This is a genomic window from Pararobbsia alpina (genome assembly GCF_902859895.1).
GTDB classification, from domain to species: domain Bacteria; phylum Pseudomonadota; class Gammaproteobacteria; order Burkholderiales; family Burkholderiaceae; genus Pararobbsia; species Pararobbsia alpina.
On sequence record NZ_CADIKM010000017.1, the window covers coordinates 50,483 to 70,712 of the forward strand.

The 20,230-nt window shown below is 64.0% G+C and carries 16 protein-coding genes; 6 read left to right on the top strand and 10 right to left on the bottom strand.

The genetic code is table 11. The features are described from left to right. Positions 1–120: 120 nt before the first annotated feature. The 3 genes from HV670_RS17280 to HV670_RS17290 form a co-directional block, all read right to left on the bottom strand. Positions 121–885, bottom strand: coding sequence for an enoyl-CoA hydratase-related protein (locus tag HV670_RS17280; protein ID WP_175106025.1), 765 nt, complete (start codon positions 883–885; stop codon positions 121–123). 68 nt (positions 886–953) lie between these two features. Next, on the bottom strand, positions 954–2,282 hold the full coding sequence (locus HV670_RS17285; RefSeq protein WP_217478451.1) for a ferredoxin reductase domain-containing protein: 1,329 nt from the start codon (positions 2,280–2,282) through the stop codon (positions 954–956). Then, a complete protein-coding gene (locus tag HV670_RS17290; protein WP_175106026.1) occupies positions 2,282–3,949 on the bottom strand; it encodes an amino acid adenylation domain-containing protein in 1,668 nt (555 codons plus the stop codon). Before HV670_RS17290 ends, HV670_RS17285 begins: the two co-directional genes overlap by 1 nt. 540 nt (positions 3,950–4,489) lie before the next feature. On the opposite strand from HV670_RS17290, the gene HV670_RS17295 reads away from it, so the two are divergent. Together HV670_RS17295 and HV670_RS17300 are read left to right on the top strand one after the other, a co-directional pair. Continuing rightward, complete coding sequence (locus HV670_RS17295) at positions 4,490–5,542, top strand: NAD(P)/FAD-dependent oxidoreductase (protein WP_175106027.1); 1,053 nt, start codon at positions 4,490–4,492, stop codon at positions 5,540–5,542. A 318-nt stretch (positions 5,543–5,860) separates the two neighbouring features. Next, complete coding sequence (locus HV670_RS17300; protein ID WP_175106028.1) at positions 5,861–6,859, top strand: LacI family DNA-binding transcriptional regulator; 999 nt, start codon at positions 5,861–5,863, stop codon at positions 6,857–6,859. Between the two features lie 29 nt (positions 6,860–6,888). Here HV670_RS17300 and iolB read toward each other — a convergent pair whose 3' ends face one another. The 7 genes from iolB to HV670_RS17335 all read right to left on the bottom strand — a co-directional run bounded on the left by iolB (position 6,889) and on the right by HV670_RS17335 (position 15,881). Continuing rightward, positions 6,889–7,716, bottom strand: coding sequence for a 5-deoxy-glucuronate isomerase (gene iolB, locus HV670_RS17305; protein ID WP_175106029.1), 828 nt, complete (start codon positions 7,714–7,716; stop codon positions 6,889–6,891). 9 nt (positions 7,717–7,725) lie between these two features. After that, the gene (gene iolE / locus HV670_RS17310) at positions 7,726–8,718 is read right to left on the bottom strand and encodes a myo-inosose-2 dehydratase (protein ID WP_175106030.1); all 993 of its coding nucleotides are present in this window, start codon (positions 8,716–8,718) and stop codon (positions 7,726–7,728) included. Beyond that, complete coding sequence (gene iolD, locus HV670_RS17315; RefSeq protein WP_175106031.1) at positions 8,718–10,598, bottom strand: 3D-(3,5/4)-trihydroxycyclohexane-1,2-dione acylhydrolase (decyclizing); 1,881 nt, start codon at positions 10,596–10,598, stop codon at positions 8,718–8,720. Before iolD ends, iolE begins: the two co-directional genes overlap by 1 nt. Further along, positions 10,595–12,634, bottom strand: coding sequence for a bifunctional 5-dehydro-2-deoxygluconokinase/5-dehydro-2-deoxyphosphogluconate aldolase (locus HV670_RS17320; RefSeq protein WP_175106032.1), 2,040 nt, complete (start codon positions 12,632–12,634; stop codon positions 10,595–10,597). Before HV670_RS17320 ends, iolD begins: the two co-directional genes overlap by 4 nt. Before the next feature lie 16 nt (positions 12,635–12,650). After that, positions 12,651–13,454, bottom strand: coding sequence for an ATP-binding cassette domain-containing protein (locus tag HV670_RS17325; protein WP_175106033.1), 804 nt, complete (start codon positions 13,452–13,454; stop codon positions 12,651–12,653). 104 nt (positions 13,455–13,558) lie between these two features. Beyond that, a complete protein-coding gene (locus tag HV670_RS17330) occupies positions 13,559–14,650 on the bottom strand; it encodes an ABC transporter permease (RefSeq protein WP_425511436.1) in 1,092 nt (363 codons plus the stop codon). A 226-nt stretch (positions 14,651–14,876) separates the two neighbouring features. Further along, complete coding sequence (locus HV670_RS17335; RefSeq protein ID WP_246257610.1) at positions 14,877–15,881, bottom strand: sugar ABC transporter substrate-binding protein; 1,005 nt, start codon at positions 15,879–15,881, stop codon at positions 14,877–14,879. Between the two features lie 405 nt (positions 15,882–16,286). Between HV670_RS17335 and HV670_RS17340 the strand changes: the two genes are divergently transcribed. The 4 genes from HV670_RS17340 (at position 16,287) to HV670_RS17355 (ending at position 20,224) form a co-directional block, all read left to right on the top strand. Beyond that, a complete protein-coding gene (locus HV670_RS17340; protein WP_175106072.1) occupies positions 16,287–17,123 on the top strand; it encodes a MurR/RpiR family transcriptional regulator in 837 nt (278 codons plus the stop codon). Then, entirely contained in the window at positions 17,116–18,162 is a 1,047-nt protein-coding gene (gene iolG / locus HV670_RS17345; protein WP_175106036.1) for an inositol 2-dehydrogenase, read from the top strand. Before HV670_RS17340 ends, iolG begins: the two co-directional genes overlap by 8 nt. A gap of 174 nt (positions 18,163–18,336) precedes the next feature. Continuing rightward, complete coding sequence (locus tag HV670_RS17350; RefSeq protein ID WP_175106037.1) at positions 18,337–19,392, top strand: Gfo/Idh/MocA family oxidoreductase; 1,056 nt, start codon at positions 18,337–18,339, stop codon at positions 19,390–19,392. A gap of 157 nt (positions 19,393–19,549) precedes the next feature. Next, positions 19,550–20,224, top strand: a complete 675-nt coding sequence (locus HV670_RS17355) for a DsbA family oxidoreductase (protein WP_175106038.1) — start codon at positions 19,550–19,552, stop codon at positions 20,222–20,224. Positions 20,225–20,230 lie beyond the last annotated feature (6 nt).

The following is a 20,230-nucleotide window of genomic DNA, read 5'->3' on the forward strand; positions in this document are numbered from 1 at the left end:
TACTTATCAAAAGTGATGATACTTTATGATACTTGGGCTTCCCGCTGTCGCCAAGGCCCGTCTGCCTGGGCGGCCCGAGCGCCGCCCAGGCGAAAAACCGGGGCTCGAGTGGCCCTGGCTTCAGCGCCCCGCAAACGTCGGCGTCCGTTTTTCAATGAACGCACGCATGCCTTCCTTTTGATCCTCGCTCGCAAACAGGGCGTGGAAACTGCGTCGTTCGAACAGGATACCCTCGCGCAGGCCGAGTTCAAGCGCCCGGTCCACGACTTCGCGCGCCGCCATCGTGGCGGCCTTGCCGAAGCCGGCGATTGTATGGGCCGCCGCGAGGGTTTCCTCCATCAGCCTCGCGGCCGGCACGACCCGTGAGACGAGGCCCGCGCGTTCGGCCTCGTCGGCACTCATCGCGCGACCGGTCAGGATCATATCCATCGCCTTGGCTTTGCCAATCAGACCTGTCAATCGTTGCGAGCCACCCATGCCGGGTATCACGCCAAGCCTGATCTCGGGTTGTCCGAAGCGGGCCGTGTCGGCGGCGAAGATCATGTCGCACATCATGGCGAGCTCGCAGCCGCCGCCGAACGCGAAACCTGCGACGGCTGCAATCTTCGGCGTGCGTAGTGTGCAGAAGCCATCCCATGCGGAGAAAAAGTCCTCATTGAGCATGTCCATGCATGACTTGTCCTTCATCTCCTTGATGTCCGCGCCGGCCGCGAAATAATCGGCCGAGCCGCACAGCACGAAGCAGCCGACGTCGCTGTCGCGATCGAGAACTTTGAGCTTGTGCACGAGCTCATACGCGGTCTGCGAATCCAATGCGTTTTTTGCCGCGGGCCGGTTCAGCCGCGCGATGACGACGCGTCCGTGCTGCTCGATATGGACGTTCATGGTGATCTCCAGAAAGGTGAGAGTCGAAGGTTTTCGTAAGGTGGTGCTCTTGTGGAACGGATGCTGTCTCACGAATCCCAGATCGCGCCATAGGCCGGGATGCCGCGACTTTCAAGTCCGGTGACGACCCGATTGGTCAACGAGCGGTTCGCGATGCAGATCACTGCCTCGGCGCCCGATGAGGCATAGCCCTCATAGGCGAGTTCCAGCAGATCGGGCTTGTCGCGCTCGTCGGTGTCCCAGATCAGCGCGTCGGGTTGCGCCGCGAGGATTTCGTCGACGATTCCGTCGCCATACGTCTTGCGGGGGGGCCGGGTCGACCAGATCAGCCTGATCGGCAGGCGCCGTGCGAGCAGGTGCGGCAGGACGGGACCGATGCCGCTTCCCGTCGCGATATAGACGACGGACCTGAACAGGGTCTCGATATGGGCGACGCCGGCGGTCGTGATGCCTTTGACCCAGACGTGTCGTGGCGGGTCTTCGATGAAGGTGCCGGTCCAGTCGCCCGCACGCGAGATGATTATGCGGAAGCCGGCTTCTCCCGGGGCTGGGATATTCGCAAACGAATGCCATTCGAGCAGCGGATTGCGGCTGATCGCGGTCGACGAACCGAAAAAAGGCGTGACACCGTGGTCGAAACGCACGACGACGGCATGCGACGAGGGCCGCTCCACTTCGACGGCGACCTTGCGCAGGCGCAGCCACGGCAGCGCGACGCTGACACTCACGGCAAGGAGCATCCAGAACGAGAACGATGAAATCAACGCTCCGCCGAGGCTTGCGCTGTCATCATTGGCCAGTGCGATCGTTTGCGCCCAGAACAGCGCGAGCGCGGTCCAGCCGCCGAAACGGTGCACGCGTTCGAAGCCGTTGTGAAAGCGCGCCCGCATGGCGGGCAACGCCATGATCACGATCAGCAGTAGCACACCCAGCAGCGCATAGGCGAGCGTCATCCTCTCCCACGTCGCACCGGGTTCGCCCTCGACGGCCTGAACCGTCAGCGCCATGACATGAATCGCAAACCACGCGGTGGCGGCTGCTGCACAGCCGCTATGGAGCCCGCCGAAATGGTAGACCTTCGCGAGAGAGCGCCGGATCGCGAGGGGCCAGGTAGTCGGTGCGCGAGTCGCGATCCAGAACAGAAGGTTGACCACATACTGCTGCCGGACCAGCACGGCGATCGACAGATTGACCACGACGAGATCGGCGAGCGTGGAGGGCGCAAGCAGGGTGGCCAGCATCGCGTTGCCTGCGCGAGGCGCGACGCCCAGCCATACGAGGTTGGCCACGATCACCAGCATGAACAGCCGGTGGTAGTGTGACAGCCACGATTGCGCACCGAGCCTGTGGACGATGTGCCGCTCTGCGGGAAGGCAACTATCGAGCGAATGATCCATCAGAGGCACTCCGCAATCCGAGACGCGGTTTGCTCGTGATCGAGACCGGTATCCGTCTGCCGCCGCTCAAGAGCGATGCTCAGCAGCGCACGCTTGTCGATCTTGCCGCGGAAAGTCAGCGGAAAAGTATCGATGGCAATGACATAAGCCGGAACACAGTAGTAGGGCAGGTTTTGTCCGACCTGTCGCGCAGCGGTCGCGACATCCGCGTCACCCGGCCGCACAAAGCTCACCAGCGACCGGTCGTTGAGCTTCAGCGTAACGGCCTGCGCACACGAGGGGACGGTTTCGATGAGCGCCGAGACGGAGTCCAGCTCCACACGGAAGCCGCGCACCTTGACCTGATCGTCGACCCGTCCCAGATGCACGAGTTCGCCGTCAAGCGTCCAGCGGCCGAGGTCGCGTGTGCGGAACATGGTGTGCGCGCCGCCCAGGAAGGGGTCGGGCGCATATCGCTCGGCGTTCAGTGCAGGCTGATCGAGGTAGCCGGCCGAGACGCCGTCACCACCCGCCCACATCTCGCCGACCTCGCCGATCGCGCAGGGTTGGCGCTCGGCGTCGAGAATGTAGACCGTGTTGTTCGGGGTCGGCTTGCCGATGGTCAACGCGCGGCCGTCGTTCCGATATTGCTGCATGGTGTTGACGATGGTCGTCTCGGTCGGCCCGCAACCGTTATAGAAGGTGCAGAACGCGGACCAGCGCTCGGCGAGCGATTGGGGGCAGGGCTCGCCGGCGACTGCGACGGTCTTGACATTGATGCAGGCGTTCGGGTCGAGCGTGCCGAGAATCGAGGGCGTTGCAATAACGACGTCGGCCTGTCGGATGGCACGGGCGATATCGTTGTCGCGAATCACGAGTGTTGCGCCGTTCGCGAGGCAACCGAGAATTTCCCATGCGGCCATGTCGAAGGCGATGCTGAGGATCTGCGCGACGCGCACATTGGGCCGCATGCCGAGATCGCCCGGTGCGGTCAGCACGATGTTCGAGACATTCCGATGCGTGACGCGTACGCCGTTCGGCATCCCGGTCGTGCCTGACGTGAACAGGACATAGCATCCGTCGTCGGGGTCGGGTCGACGGGATGGAACGAACCTCGTGGGTCCGGCAACGTCATGCGCGCCCGTCGTGCGCATGAATGTGTCGATGGCAATGCATAGGTGTCCATCGGACGTGGGCACGCTGTCGCGAAGGTCCGCGAGGGTCAGGATCACGCGTGTCGACGCGGTCCGCACGATGTGGCGAAGCTGCGTTTCAGCGGCGACACGGACATGCTGCGGCACATAGGCCGCACCTGCTTTCAGGATCGCGAGTATGCCTACCAGCATCGGAATCGAACGCCGAACGAAGAGCGCGACGTTCTCGCCGGGCATCACGCCATGCATGGCCAGCAGCGCGGCGAGACGATTCGCCTGTCGGTCCAGTTCCTCATAAGTGATCGTTTCGCCCAGATGTTCAGCGGCAATGGACTCCGGTCTCGAGCGGGCATGATGTTCGAATGCGTGATGAATGCAGCCATGAGCGGGGATCGCGCGCACTCCGCAGCCGAAGTCCTCGAAACGGTATCGGTCGCTGGCCGTCAGGTGGCTCAGCTTGTCATGCAGGAATGCGTAAGCTTTCGGGGTGGATGCTGCAATGGGTTGATGAGTCGATGCGTGAATTGTTTTCATCAAGGACTAGTCATCCGGGTTGGTTTAGAGGGCGTGGTGATCGCACAACGACGGATCAGTCGCGCCGCCCTGGCAAAACTTACAGGTGCGGACTCAAATTTTCTTCGAATCGTCGACTGTGATTCGATAGTGGACGGACGCTACGTTTTCAGGAAGACTGAATGTGCGTCGAGGAACACGGACGTAAATGAATCGGACTGGGTTACATATTGAGACACGGGAGAATATGAGTCGCCTTCACGCATGAATTCTCGCTTGGCCGCCGTTGATCGTCGTTGGGCGGAGAGAACGCATGAATTGGACGGCGTGCGCCTTGGAAAGCACAGACTGATTGCCTTCTCTTCGAGGTTAACGAGGGGGCGCGGGCGATGGTCCACTATTCACCCGATCCTGGCGGGGCTACTCGCCTCCAAAACCGGTGACCGGTGCATACTCGAACTGGATGGGCGTGCCCGGCGGCATCGAACAGGAGCTCACCGGATGATCGCCGGCATGGAGGACGCACGAAATGCACGAAGTGACGAGCGAAGGGATGCCGCAATGACGGAAAAGGACCGAGACACCTGTGCACTCGTCGAAACGACCGACGTGCTCATCATCGGCGCGGGTCCCGCCGGACTCTGGGCAATGTTTGAAGCGGGTGTGATCGGATTGCGCTGCGTGGCGCTCGATGCGCTCGATCGCGTCGGCGGCCAATGTACCGAGCTCTATCCGGACAAGCCGATCTACGACATCCCGGCCGTGCCACGTTGCAGTGCGCAGGATCTCGTCGACCGGCTGCTCGAGCAATGTGCGCCGTTCGGCTTTCCGATCCACCTGGGGCAACGCGCCGATGCGCTCGAGCGTGTCGGCGAGCGCTGGCGGGTCACGTCCCGCGAAGGCCGTATCTTCGATACCGCGGCCGTGATGATCGCGGCCGGCAACGGTGCGTTCGAGCCGCAGCGCGTCGCTCTGCCCGAAGCGGCTAGCTTGGAGGGCCGGAGCTTGCACTATGCGGTCCGGCAAGCCGAACGTTTTCGGGGGCGCCGCGTACTGATCGCCGGTGGCGGCGACTCGGCGCTCGATTGGGCGCTTGCGCTGCGGGGCATTGCCACGCATATTACGCTGTTGCACCGGCGCGCCAATTTTCGTGCCGCCCCCGCGACGGCTGCCGCAGTCAAGGCCGCAGAGCAAGCGGGCCAAATCGACTTCGTGGTCGGCACGCTCGATGCGCTGCACGAGACGGCAGATGTGCTCACGGGCGCCCGCGTCAAGACACTTGAGGGGGAGCGCGAACTCGCCTTTGACGAACTGATCGCGCTCTTTGGCCTGGTCCCCGACCTCGGCCCGATTGCAGGCTGGCCGCTCGATGCGCGCGCGGGTCGGATTCCGGTTGATACGTCCAACTACGAAACCGCCTTGCCGGGTGTCTTCGCGATCGGCGACATTGCGCTCTACGACAACAAGCAAAAATTGATTCTGTCGGCGTTCCATGAAGGGTCGCTCGCGCTTCGGAAGGCCTATGCGTATGCATTCCCGGATCGCCAGCGCACGCATGTCCATTCGAGTTACGACACGGCGCTCCAGAAGAAACTCGGGCAACCGACCGCTTGAATCGATCGCGCCGGCTGGTCACGCTTCTCGGCACACGGTGCCCGGATTCACCTGGACGGGCGCGCGATGCGTCTTCCTGGCAGTTGGCCAGATTGGGTTTGTTTAGTAAACATTCGCGAAACGACTAAACATCATCTCGATTTATCAGATTTTTCTGCGCTTTGCCTCTCTTTACCTTAAGTCCTCCATTTTCTGCCGTTAACCGTATTGAAGGTGGGATTGCTTCGCCAAGACGACTATTTGGGGAAGGTGTCCTTATTTCGGCTCGGCCGAAGGGCCAGCTGTCGCTATCGGTAATTTTTGGCAGTCAGGTACTAGATGGGAACCACTGTTCGTGATATTGCGAAAGTCGCGCGCGTGTCGATCGGCACGGTATCGCGTGCGCTCAAAAATCAGCCTGGCCTTTCCGAGACCACGCGGCGGAGGGTTTTATCCGTCGCTACGCAGATGGGCTACGACCATAGCAATCTGCGACGCAGCCGCATTCGGCGCATGACACTGGTCGCCGCGCGCGAGCACGGCAACTTCGCGAGCGCGACTTTCGTCGCGCAACTGCATGAGAGTGTCGAACGCGTGGGACGGGGCATGGGTATCGCAACGAGTACGCTCGCGTTCGATCCGACGGAGGACCTGCTTGACCAGTTGCGCCGGCATGCGCCGGATGCGCTGGCCATCGCGGGCCTGATCGAACCTGCGCACCTGCAGAAGCTCGCGATGCTGAATCGCCCGATGGTCCTGGTCGACCTCTGGGCACCCAATTTTCGCTGCGTCAATCTTGACAATGCGCTCGGCGCGCATCTCGCGATGACGCATCTGTTCGCGCGCGGGTGCCGGCGTATCGCGTTTATCGGCGGTTCACCCGCCCACTATGGGATCGCCCAGCGCGCGCTCGGTTTTCGGCGTGCGTATTTCGAAGCGGGGATGCCGTTCGATCCGGCGCTCGAGGTGACGATCGCGCCGGGCGTCGACGCGCAGGTCGGCGCGACAGCGGCCATGGAACGCCTGCTCGAACTCGCCTCGCCGCCCGATGCGGTATTCGCGTTCAACGACGTGGCGGCCCTGGCGGCCCTGCGCGTTTGCGAGCGACGGGGTGTCGCGGTACCCGGGGAGATGGCGATCGTCGGCTTTGAAGACGGCGAGGCGGCACGCGAAGCGTCGCTGACCACGATTGGGGTCGACAAGGCACGCCTCGGCGAAATGGCGGTCGACCTGCTGCTCGATACCGACCTCTCGCCTCGCAATGTGATCGAGCCGGTAACACTTACGGTGCGTGAAAGCACGCTGGCACTTGAACACGAGCATCGCTCGGGAACCTGAACGACGCTGGCATTGACCTACCGCGCCTGTCATCGCGGCGCGAGCATCCATTCGTGCGCGGGGTCGTTCTTGAAGTGCCAGATGCGCTTGGGTCCCGCCATCACATTCAGATAGTACGAGTCGTAGCCATACGGCACGACGACCGGATGATAGCCGCGCGGCACCATGACGACGTCGTGGTTCTCGACGGCGAGTGCCTGGTCGATATCGCGTTCGTCGGTATAGACGCGCTGGAACGCAAAACCCTGTGGCGGATCGAGCCGATGATAGTAGGTCTCCTCGAGGGAGCTTTCCTGAGGCACGTTGTCGGCATCGTGCTTGTGGGGCGGGTAGCTCGATGAGTGTCCGGCGGGCGTACGCACTTCGACCACGAGCAGCGACTCGGCTGTTTCGCTCTGCGGCAGGATATCGCGAACATAGCGTGTGTTGAGCCCCTGGCCGCGCACGCTGGCCTTGATCTGCCCGGGTTCGATCATTCGAAGCGGATAAAGGCCACTCGCCGGCGCATCGCAGACCGCGACTTCGGCACTCGCGTGAGCATCGGCATTCGCGACATGCACGCGAGTACCCGGCGGCGCGTAGAGCGCGTAGGGACCGACATCGTCGAAGACCGAGCGGCGCTCGCCGATCGAAGCCCATCGCTGCGTGCCGGCTTCGATCGACACTCTCCCGCTGAGCACGACCACACACATTTCGCGGTCCGCGAAATGCAGGTCGAGTGCATCCCCGGCGGCGCCCGGCGATACGACAGGCTCCAGCCGGTAGGCGCCGAACCCGACGAAGCGCCAGCCGGCCGATGCCGGCGTTACCCGGACGATCTCGCGTCCGGTTTCCTGTGACTTGACGAGCAGACTCATACTGGAACCTCAGCGTTGGGATGCATGGAGCGCGGGCGAGCCGGTAGCGCGCGGCGCGTCGGACGACAGGGCAGGCGTGGCACCGGCGTGGGATGCGGCGGCATGAGAAGCGACCAGGCGGTCCAGTGTTCGGAAACCCTTGTCCGCATAGCTATAGCTTGGCGCGACCGCGGGATCCTGTTCGGCCTCAACCACGAGCCAGCCACGGTAGCCGTGCTTCGCCAGACGCCCGATGACCGCGTCGAAATCGACTGCGCCGTCGCCAGGCACCGTAAACGCGCCATTGATGACCGACTGCAGGAAGGTCCAGTCGCCGTTGCGCGCGAGCCGCAGCACGTGTGGCCGCACATCTTTGCAATGCACGTGGCAGACGCGGCCGATATGCTTGTCGAGCATCGCAAGTGGGTCGCCGCCGCCGAAGGTGATATGGCCGGTGTCGAATAGCAGGCCGACATCGCCGCTCGTCATCGCCATGAGACGGTCGATATCGTCCGGCGCCTCGACATAGGCACCCATATGGTGATGGTAGGCCACGCGCACTCCCTGCGACAGCGTGTAGGCTGCAAAGGTGTCGAGCCGCCGCGCATACAGTTCCCACTGATCGTCGCGGATGAAGCGCGGCCGCTTCGAAAGCGAGACGGGTGAGCCCTGGATCGAATCGGCGACTTCCCCGTAAACCATCACCTTCGCACCACAGCGCGCGAGCAGTTCGAGGTGCGGTCCGACCGCATCGATCTCTTCCTGTGCCGAACGCCGCGCCAAGCGCCCCGAATACCAGCCCGAGACGAGTGCGAGATCGTATTCGCCGAGCAGTGCGCCGAGTGCCTGCGATTCGCGCGGAAACTTGTTGCCGAGCTCGAAACCCTGATAGCCGATCTGCCTGCCCTCGGTCAATGCGACCGACAGCGGCGTCTCGCCGCCGAGCGAGGGCAGGTCGTCGTTCATCCAGGACAGCGGGTTCACGCCGATGAGCATGTCGAAACTGTTTTGTGCGGCGGGCATCAGTGCGGCTCCTTCTGTTGCAACTTGCCTTGCTCGTATTGGGCGCGTGCGCTGCGCACGGCTTCGCGCGCGGAGACCTCGGGCACGGCCACTTCCCACCACCAGCCGCCTTCGCCAGTGGTGCGCGCGGGATCGGTATCGATGCTGATGACATAGGTACGAGTCGCGGCCCGTGCGCGTTCGAGCGCGGACGCGAGGCTTGCGAGCGCGTCGACATGCTCGCTGTGTGCGCCGAGCGCACGCGCATGCGCGGCAAAATCGACGCGCGGCGCGGCGTCTTCGAGCAGGTTGTTGAACGAGGGCGTACCGCAGGTCTGTTGCAGGCGGTTGATGCAGCCGTAACCGCGATTGTCGAGCACGACGATGATCAGCTTCGCGCCGAGCGCGACCGAGGTCGCGATCTCGCTGTTCATCATCAGATAGCTGCCGTCCCCGACCGTCACGATGACTTCGCGTTCGGGGCGCGCGAGCTTGACGCCAAGCGCTCCCGCGATCTCGTAGCCCATGCACGAGAAGCCGTATTCGACGTGATAGGCCCCCGGGACCCCGGCGCGCCAGAGCTTGTGCAGTTCGGCGGGCAGCGTGCCGGCCGCGCAGACGACGATGTCGCGTTCAGGGGAGTCGGGAATCGAGTGCTGGATCGCACCGATCACTTCGGCTTCATAGGGCAGGCGCTCGCGTGCCCCCGCCGTCAGCGTCTCGACCGTGAGGCACCACGCCCGAGCGCCTGCGCGGGCACGCCGGCTCCAGTCTTCTGCCGGCTGCCAGTCGGACAGTGCGCCGTCGAGAGCCTCGAGTGCGCATCGTGCATCGGCGCATAGCGGCAGGCCGCGGTGCTTGATCGCATCGAGCGCATGGGTATTGATGCCGAGTACCGTTGCCTGGCGAAACAGACTATTCGATCCTGTCGTGAAGTCTGACAGCCGCGTGCCGACCGCGATGACAAGGTCGGCCTCGTGTGCGAGTTCGTTCGCGGCGGACGAGCCGGTCACGCCGATCGCGCCGACGTTGAACGGGTCGTCCCAGCGTAGCGAGCCCTTGCCGCCCTGGGTTTCCGCGACGGGGATGCCGTGGTGGTTCGCGAAGTCCGCGAGCGCATCCGTCGCACGGCCATAGAGCACGCCACCGCCCGCGACGATCAGGGGACGCCGCGCCAGTCGGATCGCCTCGAGGGCCGCGCGTAGTTCGGCCTCGTCGGGTGGTGGCGCGCGGAACTCGACGACGCGTGGCTCGAAGAAACTCACCGGATACGCATAGGCGGTGGCCTGCACGTCTTGCGGCAAGGCGAGCGTGACCGGCCCGCACTGTGCGGGATCGGTCAGGACCGAGATCGCGCGCGGCAGTGCGCTCAGCAATTGCGCGGGGTGCACGATGCGGTCGAAATAACGCGAAACCGGCCGCAGGCAGTCGTTCGCGGAAACCCCGCCGTCCTGCATGTCTTCGACTTGCTGAAGCACGGGATCGGGCGCGCGCGAGACGAAGATATCGCCAGGCAGAAGCAGCACCGGCAGCCGGTTCACGTGCGCGAGTGCGGCAGCCGTCACGAGGTTCGTTGCGCCCGGACCGATCGAGGTCGTGACGGCCATCATGCGCCGCCGGAAGTGGGCTTTCGCATAGGCGACGGCCGCATGCGCCATCGCCTGCTCGTTGTGCGCGCGCAGGGTCGGCAATGCGTCGCGATGGTGATAGAGCGCCTCGCCGAGCGCGGCAACATTGCCGTGCCCGAAGATTGCGAAGACGCCCCCAAAGAGCGGCTCGAGCGTCTTGCCGTCCTCGCTCGCGACACGCAACGCGGCCAGATAGCGGATGAGCGCCTGTGCGGCCGTGAGTTCGACGGTCCGCGTTTCAGCGAGATGAGCAGGGTGTAGGGGATCGTTCATGCAACCCGCTCCGTGGCGGTGACGACCTGGGCACGCGTGCGCGGCGACTTGCGCGCGGCGCGCCAGAGATCGATGAGGGTTTCAAAAGTTGCGCGGACCTGGGCCTTGAGCGCCGCATCGTCGATCTCGCCGGCCATCCAGGCGCGGGTGGGCTCGCCGAAGATGGTGCGGCCGACCATGAAGCCTTTGCACTGGGTCGAAGCGGCCGCATCGCGGAATCCTTCGGCCAGGGCCGCGACGGGCGCGTTCAGGCCGAGCAGCACGACACCGCGGCAATACGGGTCGCGTTCGGCGATCAGCGCATCGATGGCCTGCCAGCGATCAGCGGGCATCGGCTCGAGCTTCCACCACTCGGGATAGATGCCCAGGTTGTAGATGCGCTTGAGCGAGCGCAACACGACGTCGGGCGCCTGCGACAGATGCTTGGGCGGAATCACCTCGAGCAGCAGTTCGTGGCCGCTGGCCTGCGCGGCGTCGTAGAGCGCGCGAAGCTGGGCCTCCTGTTCGAGACGCGTCTCGAAGGGCTCGTCCGGATGGTAGTGCACGAGACATTTGATCGTGTGTTCGCGCGGCCAGTCGATCAGGGTCGTGCCGATCGATCGCCCGCCCTCGAACAGCAAGGGCGACGAGCCTGGCAGTTCGACCGGCCGGCCGATCCACCAGCCGCGCCCGGTCGCTGCGGCGAGCGCGTGTGTCCCGTAGCGGCCGTCTATCAGCACGCCGACCTGGCCCTGTCTCACCTGTGCTTCCCGGTCGCCGCGATCGTGTGCCGGAGCCTGTCCGGATTGGCGCGTTTCGGCGGTCTGGGCGACGGCATCGACGAAAAGCCGTTTGAGCGTTTCGATGCGGTGCTCGTCGCAGCCGGTCTCGCGCGCGAGTTCGAACATCTGGCTGCGGTGGTCGAAGGCGAACACGAACAGTTCGTCCCATTGTGTACGTGGGACGGTTACACGGTGCAGGCGCGCAAGCGTCGCATCGCGATCGGGGTGACGCATCGAGGCCGCATCGGCTTGAGCGTGCGCGAGGAAATAGTCGAGCTCGGCGGGTGTCGGCATGGCGGGTGCGCATGCATGCCGCGAAACGACCAACGCGCCGCAGGCGTTCGCGAGACGCGCGCAAGTCTCGAACGGTTCGTCGCGCAGCCAGCCCGAGAGAAAACCGGCCGCGAAGGCATCGCCCGCGCCGAGCACGTTGAAGACTTCGACCGGCACGCCTTCGAAGGTGGGTGCATCGTCGATGGAAGCGGGCACCGCGCCTTCGATCACCGAGCAGCCGAGCGCGCCGCGCTTGACGACGAGCGTCGCGGGCGTCACCGCGCGCACGCCGCGCAGCGCTTCGATGAGGCCATTGCCGCCGCCCGCGATCCAAAACTCTTCCTCGGTGCCGATGACAAGATCGAACAGCGGCAGCACGCGTTGCAGATGCGCGGTGACGTCGTCGTTCGCGATAAACCGCGTTTCGCCATCCGCCTTGCCGGTCAGGCCCCAGAGCACAGGGCGGTAATCGATATCGAGCACCGTGCGCACATCGTGGCGGCGCGCGATCTCGAAGGCCTGGCGGCTGGCCGCGAGGACCTTCTCCGTGGACAGATGGGTGCCCGTCACGAGCAGCGCCTTGCTCGATGCGATGAATGCTTCGTCGACGTCAGCGACATCGAAGGCCATGTCGGCGCAGTTCTCGCGATAGAACACGAGTGGAAAGGTATCGCGGTCCTTGAGGCCAAGCATCGCGAGCGCGGTCAGGCGCTGACGGTCGGTCACGATATGAGCGGTGTCGCAGCCTTCGCGTGCAAGCGTCTCCAGCAGGAAGCGGCCCATATGGTCGTCGCCGACGCGCGTGAGCATCGCGGACTTGAGGCCGAGCCGCGCAGAACCGAAGGCGATGTTCGCCGACGAGCCGCCGAGATACTTCGCAAAGCTCGCGACGTCCTCGAGCCGCGCGCCGACCTGCTGAGCATAGAGATCGACCGCGAGCCGGCCGATGCAGATCACATCGAGCGAGCGGCCCGCGGCAAAGCGACTGTGTGCGTGTTGCATGGTGACTCCCTTCGTCTTACGCCGTCGTGTCTTCGAGTTCGCCGATCAGCTGCTGCATTTCGGCGCCTCCGGCCATCATGTCGAGGACTTCGTTCTTGCTGATGTCCTGCTTGAGGAAGCTGCCCATCGACTTGCCGCGGTTCAGCAGCGTGAAGGTGTCGCCGATCGGATAGGCATGGTGGACGTTATGCGTGATGAAGATCACCGAGATGCCCTTGGCGCGCGCGTGGTGGATCAGCTTGAGCACATTGAAGCTCTGCTTGACGCCAAGCGCGGCCGTCGGCTCGTCGAGAATCAGCACGCGCGCACCGAAGTGGATGGCGCGCGCGATCGCGAGGCACTGGCGTTCGCCGCCGCTCATCGTGCCGATCGCCTGGTGCGCGTCGCGCACATTGATGCCCATTTCGCCGAGCTTTTCACGCGCGGTCGACGCGCAGGTCTCGAGGTCCATCACGTTGATCATGCCGAACAGCTTGCGCTGCGGCTCACGGCCCATGAAGAAATTGCGCGCGACCGAAAGCAGCGGCACGAGCGCGAGATCCTGGTAGACCGTCGCAATGCCGAGGTCGAGCGCATCGCGCGGCGACTTGAAATGCACCGGCGTGCCGTCGACCAGGTAATGCCCTTCGTTCGGCGTCCAGACGCCCGCCAGGGTCTTGATCAGGGTCGACTTGCCCGCCCCGTTGTCGCCGAGCAGGCAATGCACCTCGCCGCGCCGCAGACGCAACGACACGTCCTTGAGTGCGATGACTTTGCCGAAATACTTGCTTACCTGGTCGAGCTCGAGAATGTAGTCCGGCTTCGATTGAACGTCGCTCATGGCAGTCCCTTGTTGACCTGAGTCATGTCGTCCTGCACGCGTGGCCGAGGTGGCCCGCGTGGGCCCCATCGGTCAGGTGGCGCGTGAGGATGGCGCCGGCTGGCTTACTTCGCCTCGGACACGCGGCGCCGGATGTAGTTGTTGAAGATCACGGCGATCAGCAGCATCACGCCGAGAAACACCCCGAACCAGTCGGAGTCGACATCCGTATAGCTGATGCCGATCTGCACGACGCCGAAAATCAGCGCACCGAAGCAGGCGCCGATCACCGAGCCGTAGCCGCCCGTGAGCAGGGCGCCACCGATTACGGCCGCGATGATCGCCTCGAATTCCTTGAGCAGACCGCGGTCGGCCGCGGCCGAACCGATATCGCAGACCTGCAGGACCGCGAACAGGCAGGCGCAGAACGCGGTCAGCACGAACAACGAGATCTTCACGCGCTTGACCGGCACACCGACGTTCTTGGCCGCGACCGGATCGCCGCCCGAGGCGAAGATCCAGTTGCCGAAGCGGGTGCGTGCCAGCATGAATGCGCCGAAAGCCGCGAGCACGACCCACCAGAGCAGGACCTTTGGAATGCCCGGCACGAGCGGCTCGCCCGAATCGAGCAGCCTGAGGAGCCCGAGTTGGCCGAGCCACTGGAAAAAGGAGTGGAACGCGACACCCTTGAACAGGAAGTTCGCGATCGGATCGGCCGCCGCGATATCGCCGACGCCCGAGATGATCGTGCGATCCGAGAACAGCACCGATAGCGCGAGCGTGAGGCCGCGCAGAATGAACAGGAAAGCCAGCGTGACGATGAACGAAGGTAGCCGCGTGCGTATCACGAGATAACCGTTCAGCGCGCCGAGTGCCATCGACCCGACGAAGGCGAACAGGATCGCCAGTGAGATCGGCCAGTGCCAGTAGACGGATGGAATCGCGACCATCATCCCGGCGAAACCGATCATCGAGCCGATCGACAGATCGAACTCGCCGGCGATCATGAGCAGACAGGCGCCCACCGCGAGCAGGCCGAGATAGGCGGCGACCTGCGACCAGTTCATCACGCCGTCGAGATTGAACATGCCCGAATTGCCGGCGGCCAGTCCGAAGACGATGAACACCATGACGGCGCCCGAGATCGCCGCGAATTCCGGCCGGCCGAGCAGCTTGCTGAACCATGTTTCCGAGCGCACGCGCTCGTCCTGTTTCACGGAGCGTGCGCCCTGGGCCGAACCGGGGGCCGACGGGTCTGCCTTGGCCGAAGGATCGGACGCGGCGGACGCAGTGGTCGAATCGGGCTGATGATGTGCGCGGTGCTGAAAGACGCCCATGACTTCTCCTCTACTTGATGCGGATGCGGTGCCGGCCTGACCGGGATCGGTGGCCCTCGAACCTCGAGGGCACCGTGTTCTCAAACCCGGCCGAGGCCAGCGAAACTCAGCGGTATTGCCCCGCGAACTTCACGACCTTGTCGATGTTGTCCTTCGTGATGAACCCCGGACCCGAGCTGATGTTCTTCGCACCATAGACGGGCTGCAGGCCGTAGGTCGCGAGCCGTGCCTTGAACTTCGGGTTGTTCTGGAGCTCCGTGCGGATCTTCGCGACGTCCGTCGTCTTGTCCTTCTTCATGATCGCGAGCACGGCCACCGGGATATAACCCTGGAGGTAGGGCTGCTGGTCAATCGCGAACTTGATCGTGCCGTCCTGGATCGCCTTGGCGATATCGTCGGAGAAGTCGAAGGTCGCGAACCAGAGCTTGCCGGCCTGGCCGGTCGCCAGGAGCACCTTGATGGTCGGCGCGGCGGAGGTCGGCCCGAGCGCGAGTACGCCCTTGGTGTCCGGATGATTGCGCAAGTAGGCGCTGACCTTGGTCTGGATGCCGGTCGGGTCGGCGCCCGCGTCGAGCGTCGAAGCCTTGAAGTCGGCACCGATCGCTTCGGCAAAACCGCGGCAGCGTTCGAAGGAAGCCGGATTGGTCGCGTAGTGGTTAACGCAAAGGAAGGACGTGACCCCGGCCTTCTTCGCTTCCATCCCGGCCGCCTTGCCGGCCTCATACTCGGGCTGGCCGACGTGCATCACGGCGCCGAGCTGGGCACTTTGTTCCTCGGTGCCGGAATTGATCGTGATGAGCGGGATGTGTTTTGCGGTGACCTTGCCGATCGAGCTCTTGAGCACGTCGAAGTCGGCGATCGTGACGATCACACCATCGTAGTTGCGTGCCGCGGCCTGTTCGATCAGGCGCGACATATCGGCGATGTCGCCATTGGGCGGATTCCGATAGTCGGTTTCGACGTTGAAATCCTCGTCGGCCTGCTTGATGGCGTTCTTGATCGTGTTCCACCACGAATCAGAATCGGGCGCATGGCTGATCAGCACGAAATGCGCATCGGCGGCCTGCGCCGTCTGCGCCGCGAGACCGCCCGCGAGGACCGCGAAACTCATGCACGCGGCGCCGATGCCCGAGCCCAGGACCGTGCGCCAGCGCTTACCGCCTGTCGAATGTCTCATGTCTCCACCTTTTGTTGTGATCGTCTGTGTGCGTCACCGAAGAGAAATGCACGCGCACGGCAGCAAGCGTCGTGAAGCCGCCAGCGAACCGGGCGAACCGAGCGAACCTTTCAGAGTGCCAAAGCAGCGTAGCTCACGCTTTTGGAAAATGCAAAAAAAATTGCATTGCACTGCAAAATGGAAAATCGTTTCCATTTTGGGTGACATTTCGATCCGGGCCTGCATATACTCGTCACACGAACAACACCACACCGGGAGAGCAGGATGGAGCAGCACACGGCGCAGGCGGTCGGCCAGCCGAACGAACAGGAGCGCACCTCGGCCGCCGTCGAGGCGCTGATGCGCCGGATCGCTGATGAGTTCGACACGCTGCCGCGCCAGCTCAAGAACATCGCGAAGTACGTCGAGCAGAATCGCGCCAGCGTGATGGTCGATCGCACGAGCGATATCGCGGGCGAGTGCGGCGTGCATCCTTCGGCGGTCGTGCGGTTTGCGCAGCGCTTCGGGTTTACCGGGTTCTCGGATTTCCAGTCGATGTTCCGTCAGGCCTATGCCGAACAATCGGCACCGGCGCAGAGCTACCAGCAGCGCATCCGCAAGCTCATCGACGGCAAGCCGGGCAAGGTGTCGGGGGGGATGCTCGCGCGCGAGTTCATCGCGGCGAGCCGTTCGGGTCTCGACGAGCTCGAGCAGGGTTTCGACGACGCGCAGTTCGAGGCCGCGGTCAACCTGCTCGTGAAGGCCGAGAATATCTACGTGATCGGCGTGCGGCGTTCGTTCAGCGTCGCCAGCTACATTTCGTATGCACTGCAACATACGGCCAAGCGCGTGCACCTGGTGTCCGGCTTCGGCGGCATGATTCACGAACAGATCCGCAGCGTGAAGAAGAACGATATCGTGATCGCGATCAGCTTCACGCCGTATGGCAAGGAAACGCAGGCCTGCCTGCGTGTCGCCCATCTGCATCAGGCCAAGGCGATCGTGATTACCGACAGCCAGCTCTCGCCACTCGCGCGTTATGCGAATGCGTTGCTGACCGTCAAGGAAGGCAGCGCGTTTGCATTCCGCTCGCTGACCAGCACCGTGTGCCTGTGCCAGGCTTTGTTTGTGGCGCTTGCATACCGGCTTGAACTCGCACCCGAAGAAATCAAGGACACTGGAGGCTACGATGATTGAAGTCGCGCTGTTCGGCGCAGGCCGGATCGGCAGGATTCACGCGGGAAACCTGGTGCGGCAGAAGGGTGCCTCGCTCAAGTACGTGGTTGACGTCAATGCGGCATTCGCGCAGGAGCTCGCTTCGCAACATGGCGCGCGGGTGGCCGATGCGCAGACTGTGTTCGACGATCCGGCGATCGGCGCCGTGATCATCGGTTCGAGCACCGACACGCATGCCGAGCTGATCATGCGTGCCGCGGCCGCAGGCAAGTCCATCTTCTGTGAGAAACCAGTCGACCTCACGATCGAACGTGCGCAGGCCTGCGCAAAGGCGGTCGAGCGCGCGGGCGTGGCCTGCCTGATCGGTTTCCAGCGTCGCTACGATCCGACCTTTGCGGCGCTCAAGTCACGCATCGATGCGGGTGAGATCGGCGAGCCCGAGGTCCTGGTCGTCACGAGCCGCGATCCGGGCGCGCCGCCGCTCGATTACATCAGGCATTCGGGCGGCATCTTCAAGGACATGCTGATCCATGACTTCGACATCTTTCGCTGGATCCTCGACGATGAAGCGCGCACGGTCTATGCGAGCGGCAGTTGCCTGAGCGATCAGGCGATCGCCGAGGCTGGCGATATCGACACGACGGTCGTGACGATCACCACGCGGCGCGGCCGCCTCTGCCAGATCAACGCCTCGCGCCGCGCAGCCTATGGCTATGACCAGCGCTTCGAGATTCTCGGCAGCGCGGGCATGCTGCAGGCCGGCAATGCCCGGCCGACCGAGGTGACGGCTTATGGCCGCCGCGCGGTCAGCCAGGACTTGCCGGAAGCGTTCTTTCTCGAGCGCTACCGCGCGGCCTATGCGGCCGAGATGGCGCATTTCTTCGAGGTGCTGCAAAAGGGGACCGCGCCGCGCACCAGCGTCAAGGACGGCCTTGAGGCGCTCCTGCTTGCCGAGGCCGCGGCGAAGTCGTTCCGCGAGGGCCGGCCGGTCGAGATCGGTGATGCCCGCGATGGCAGGCTCGCCGATGTCCTCGCGGCGGTCGCCGCGGCGGCGCAGTAAGTCCGGGCATTTAACGGCCGCCTTCGAGCTTTCGAGCAGAGTCGGCCAGTGGGTCTGTCGAGCGGGCACCGGGCGGGCAGCAAGTGAGCGCTATTGGGCGAAGTATCGAGTGGGCGATCAAGCGAACGGTCAAGCGGACGATCGAGCAGGGCCATCCAACGGGAGCGTCAGAGCATGAACAGCTTTTCGGCAGGAGACAGTGTGCGCATCGGTATCGTCGGCCTCGGCCGGCTCGGGCGCCGGCATGCGGACAATCTGGCGACACGCATTTCGGGTGCCTCGCTGGTGGCGGCCTGCTCGCCGGTTGCCGACGAGCTGCGCTCGGCGCGCGACGCGCTCGGTGTCGAGCGGCTCTATGACAGTTATGCGGCGCTCCTCGCTGACCCGCAAGTCGACGCGGTGTTCCTCGTGACGCCGACCTCTCTGCACCCGGCCCAGATCATCGACGCATTGCGCGCGGGCAAGCACGTGTTCTGCGAAAAACCGCTGTCGCTCGATCTCGACGCATGTGCGACGGTCATCGAGGAGGCCAGGCGTCATCCGCAACTGAAGACGCTGATCGGTTTTGTACGCCGCTTCGACGCGAGCTATCGCGATGCATTCGACAAGGTTCGCAGCGGACGCATCGGCCGGCCCTTCATGGTGCGCTCGCAGACCTGCGACAAGAACGATCCGGATGGTTTTTTCGTGCGCTTCGCCCCGACCTCGGGTGGCATCTTTCTCGATTGCAGCGTGCACGACATCGACCTCGCACGCTGGCTGCTCGGCAACCCGAAGCCGCACCGTGTATTCGCGACGGGTACGATTGCATTGCACCCGGGGCTTGCGGAATCGCAGGACGTCGACAACGGCGTCGCGGTCTGCGAGTTCGAGGGCGGCAAGCTTGCCGTCTTCTATGCGTCGCGAACCATGGCGCATGGACACGACACGACAACCGAGGTGATCGGCACGAGCGGCGCGCTGCATATCGGGCGCAACCCGCGTGCGAATCGCGTCGAGATCGCCGACGCGCATGGCATGTCGAATGAGTGCACGCTCACCTTCTATGAAAGGTTTGCCGACGCGTTCGTCAGTGAAGCGCAGGCCTTCGTCGATGCTGTGCGGGGCGACGAGGCCCTGCCGTTGAGCTTGCACGATGCCCTCGAAGCGACACGGATCGGCATCGCCATGCGCGAATCGCTGATCTCGGGACAGCCGGTCATGTTCGATGCGGTGCGCGAAACGGCCTGAACAAAGAGGGAACTGAGCCACAGAGACGGGAGCAGAGCCGGGGACAAGCCGGGGCGGTTGTCGAAGCGGTTCCTGCGAGGCCTGGCACTCGCGATACCATACGGACATTCTGTTCCGGCGCTCTTCATTGGCGCCGCTTTTACGTGAGTCCGTCGCCATGCCTGCTACCCCGTCGCTGTTTATCGATGTCTGGAGCGACTACGTCTGCCCATTCTGCTATCTCGAAGTACCCGTGCTCGACCAGTTTCGCGCCGCCTATGGCGATGCGGTCGAATTTCGCTGGCATGCATTTGAGCTGCGGCCCGACCCCGCGCCCTTGCTCGATCCGCAAGACGAGAGGCTGCATGAGAGCTGGACCCGGTCCGTCCACCCGATGGCCGAGGCACGCGGCCTGACCATGCGCCAACCGCCGGTCCAGCCGCGCAGCCGCAAGGCTTTCGAGACCATGCTGTTCGCGCGCGACGCGGGTCGGTTCGACGTCGTGCATCGCGCCATTTTCAAGGCGTATTTCGAAGACGGGCTCGACATTGGCGATGTCGATGTATTGCTCGATATCGCGGCGATCTGCGGGCTCGATCCCGAGACGCTCGAGGAAGCGCTGAACGAAGACCGCTACACCGCCGAAGTGGTCGAGGACGAGCGTCTCGCGACGCAGGTCGGCATCACCGGCGTGCCATTTGTCGTGGTATCCCGGTCACCGCTGCCCGGCGATGAGGAGGTTGGCGGCGGCGCGCCGTCGAAGGCGATTGCCTTGCGCGGTGCCGCGCCTGTCCAGCACTTCGAGGCGGCAGTCGAACGCCTGTTCCCGGACGGCTTTCCGCCGATGCAATAAGCATCG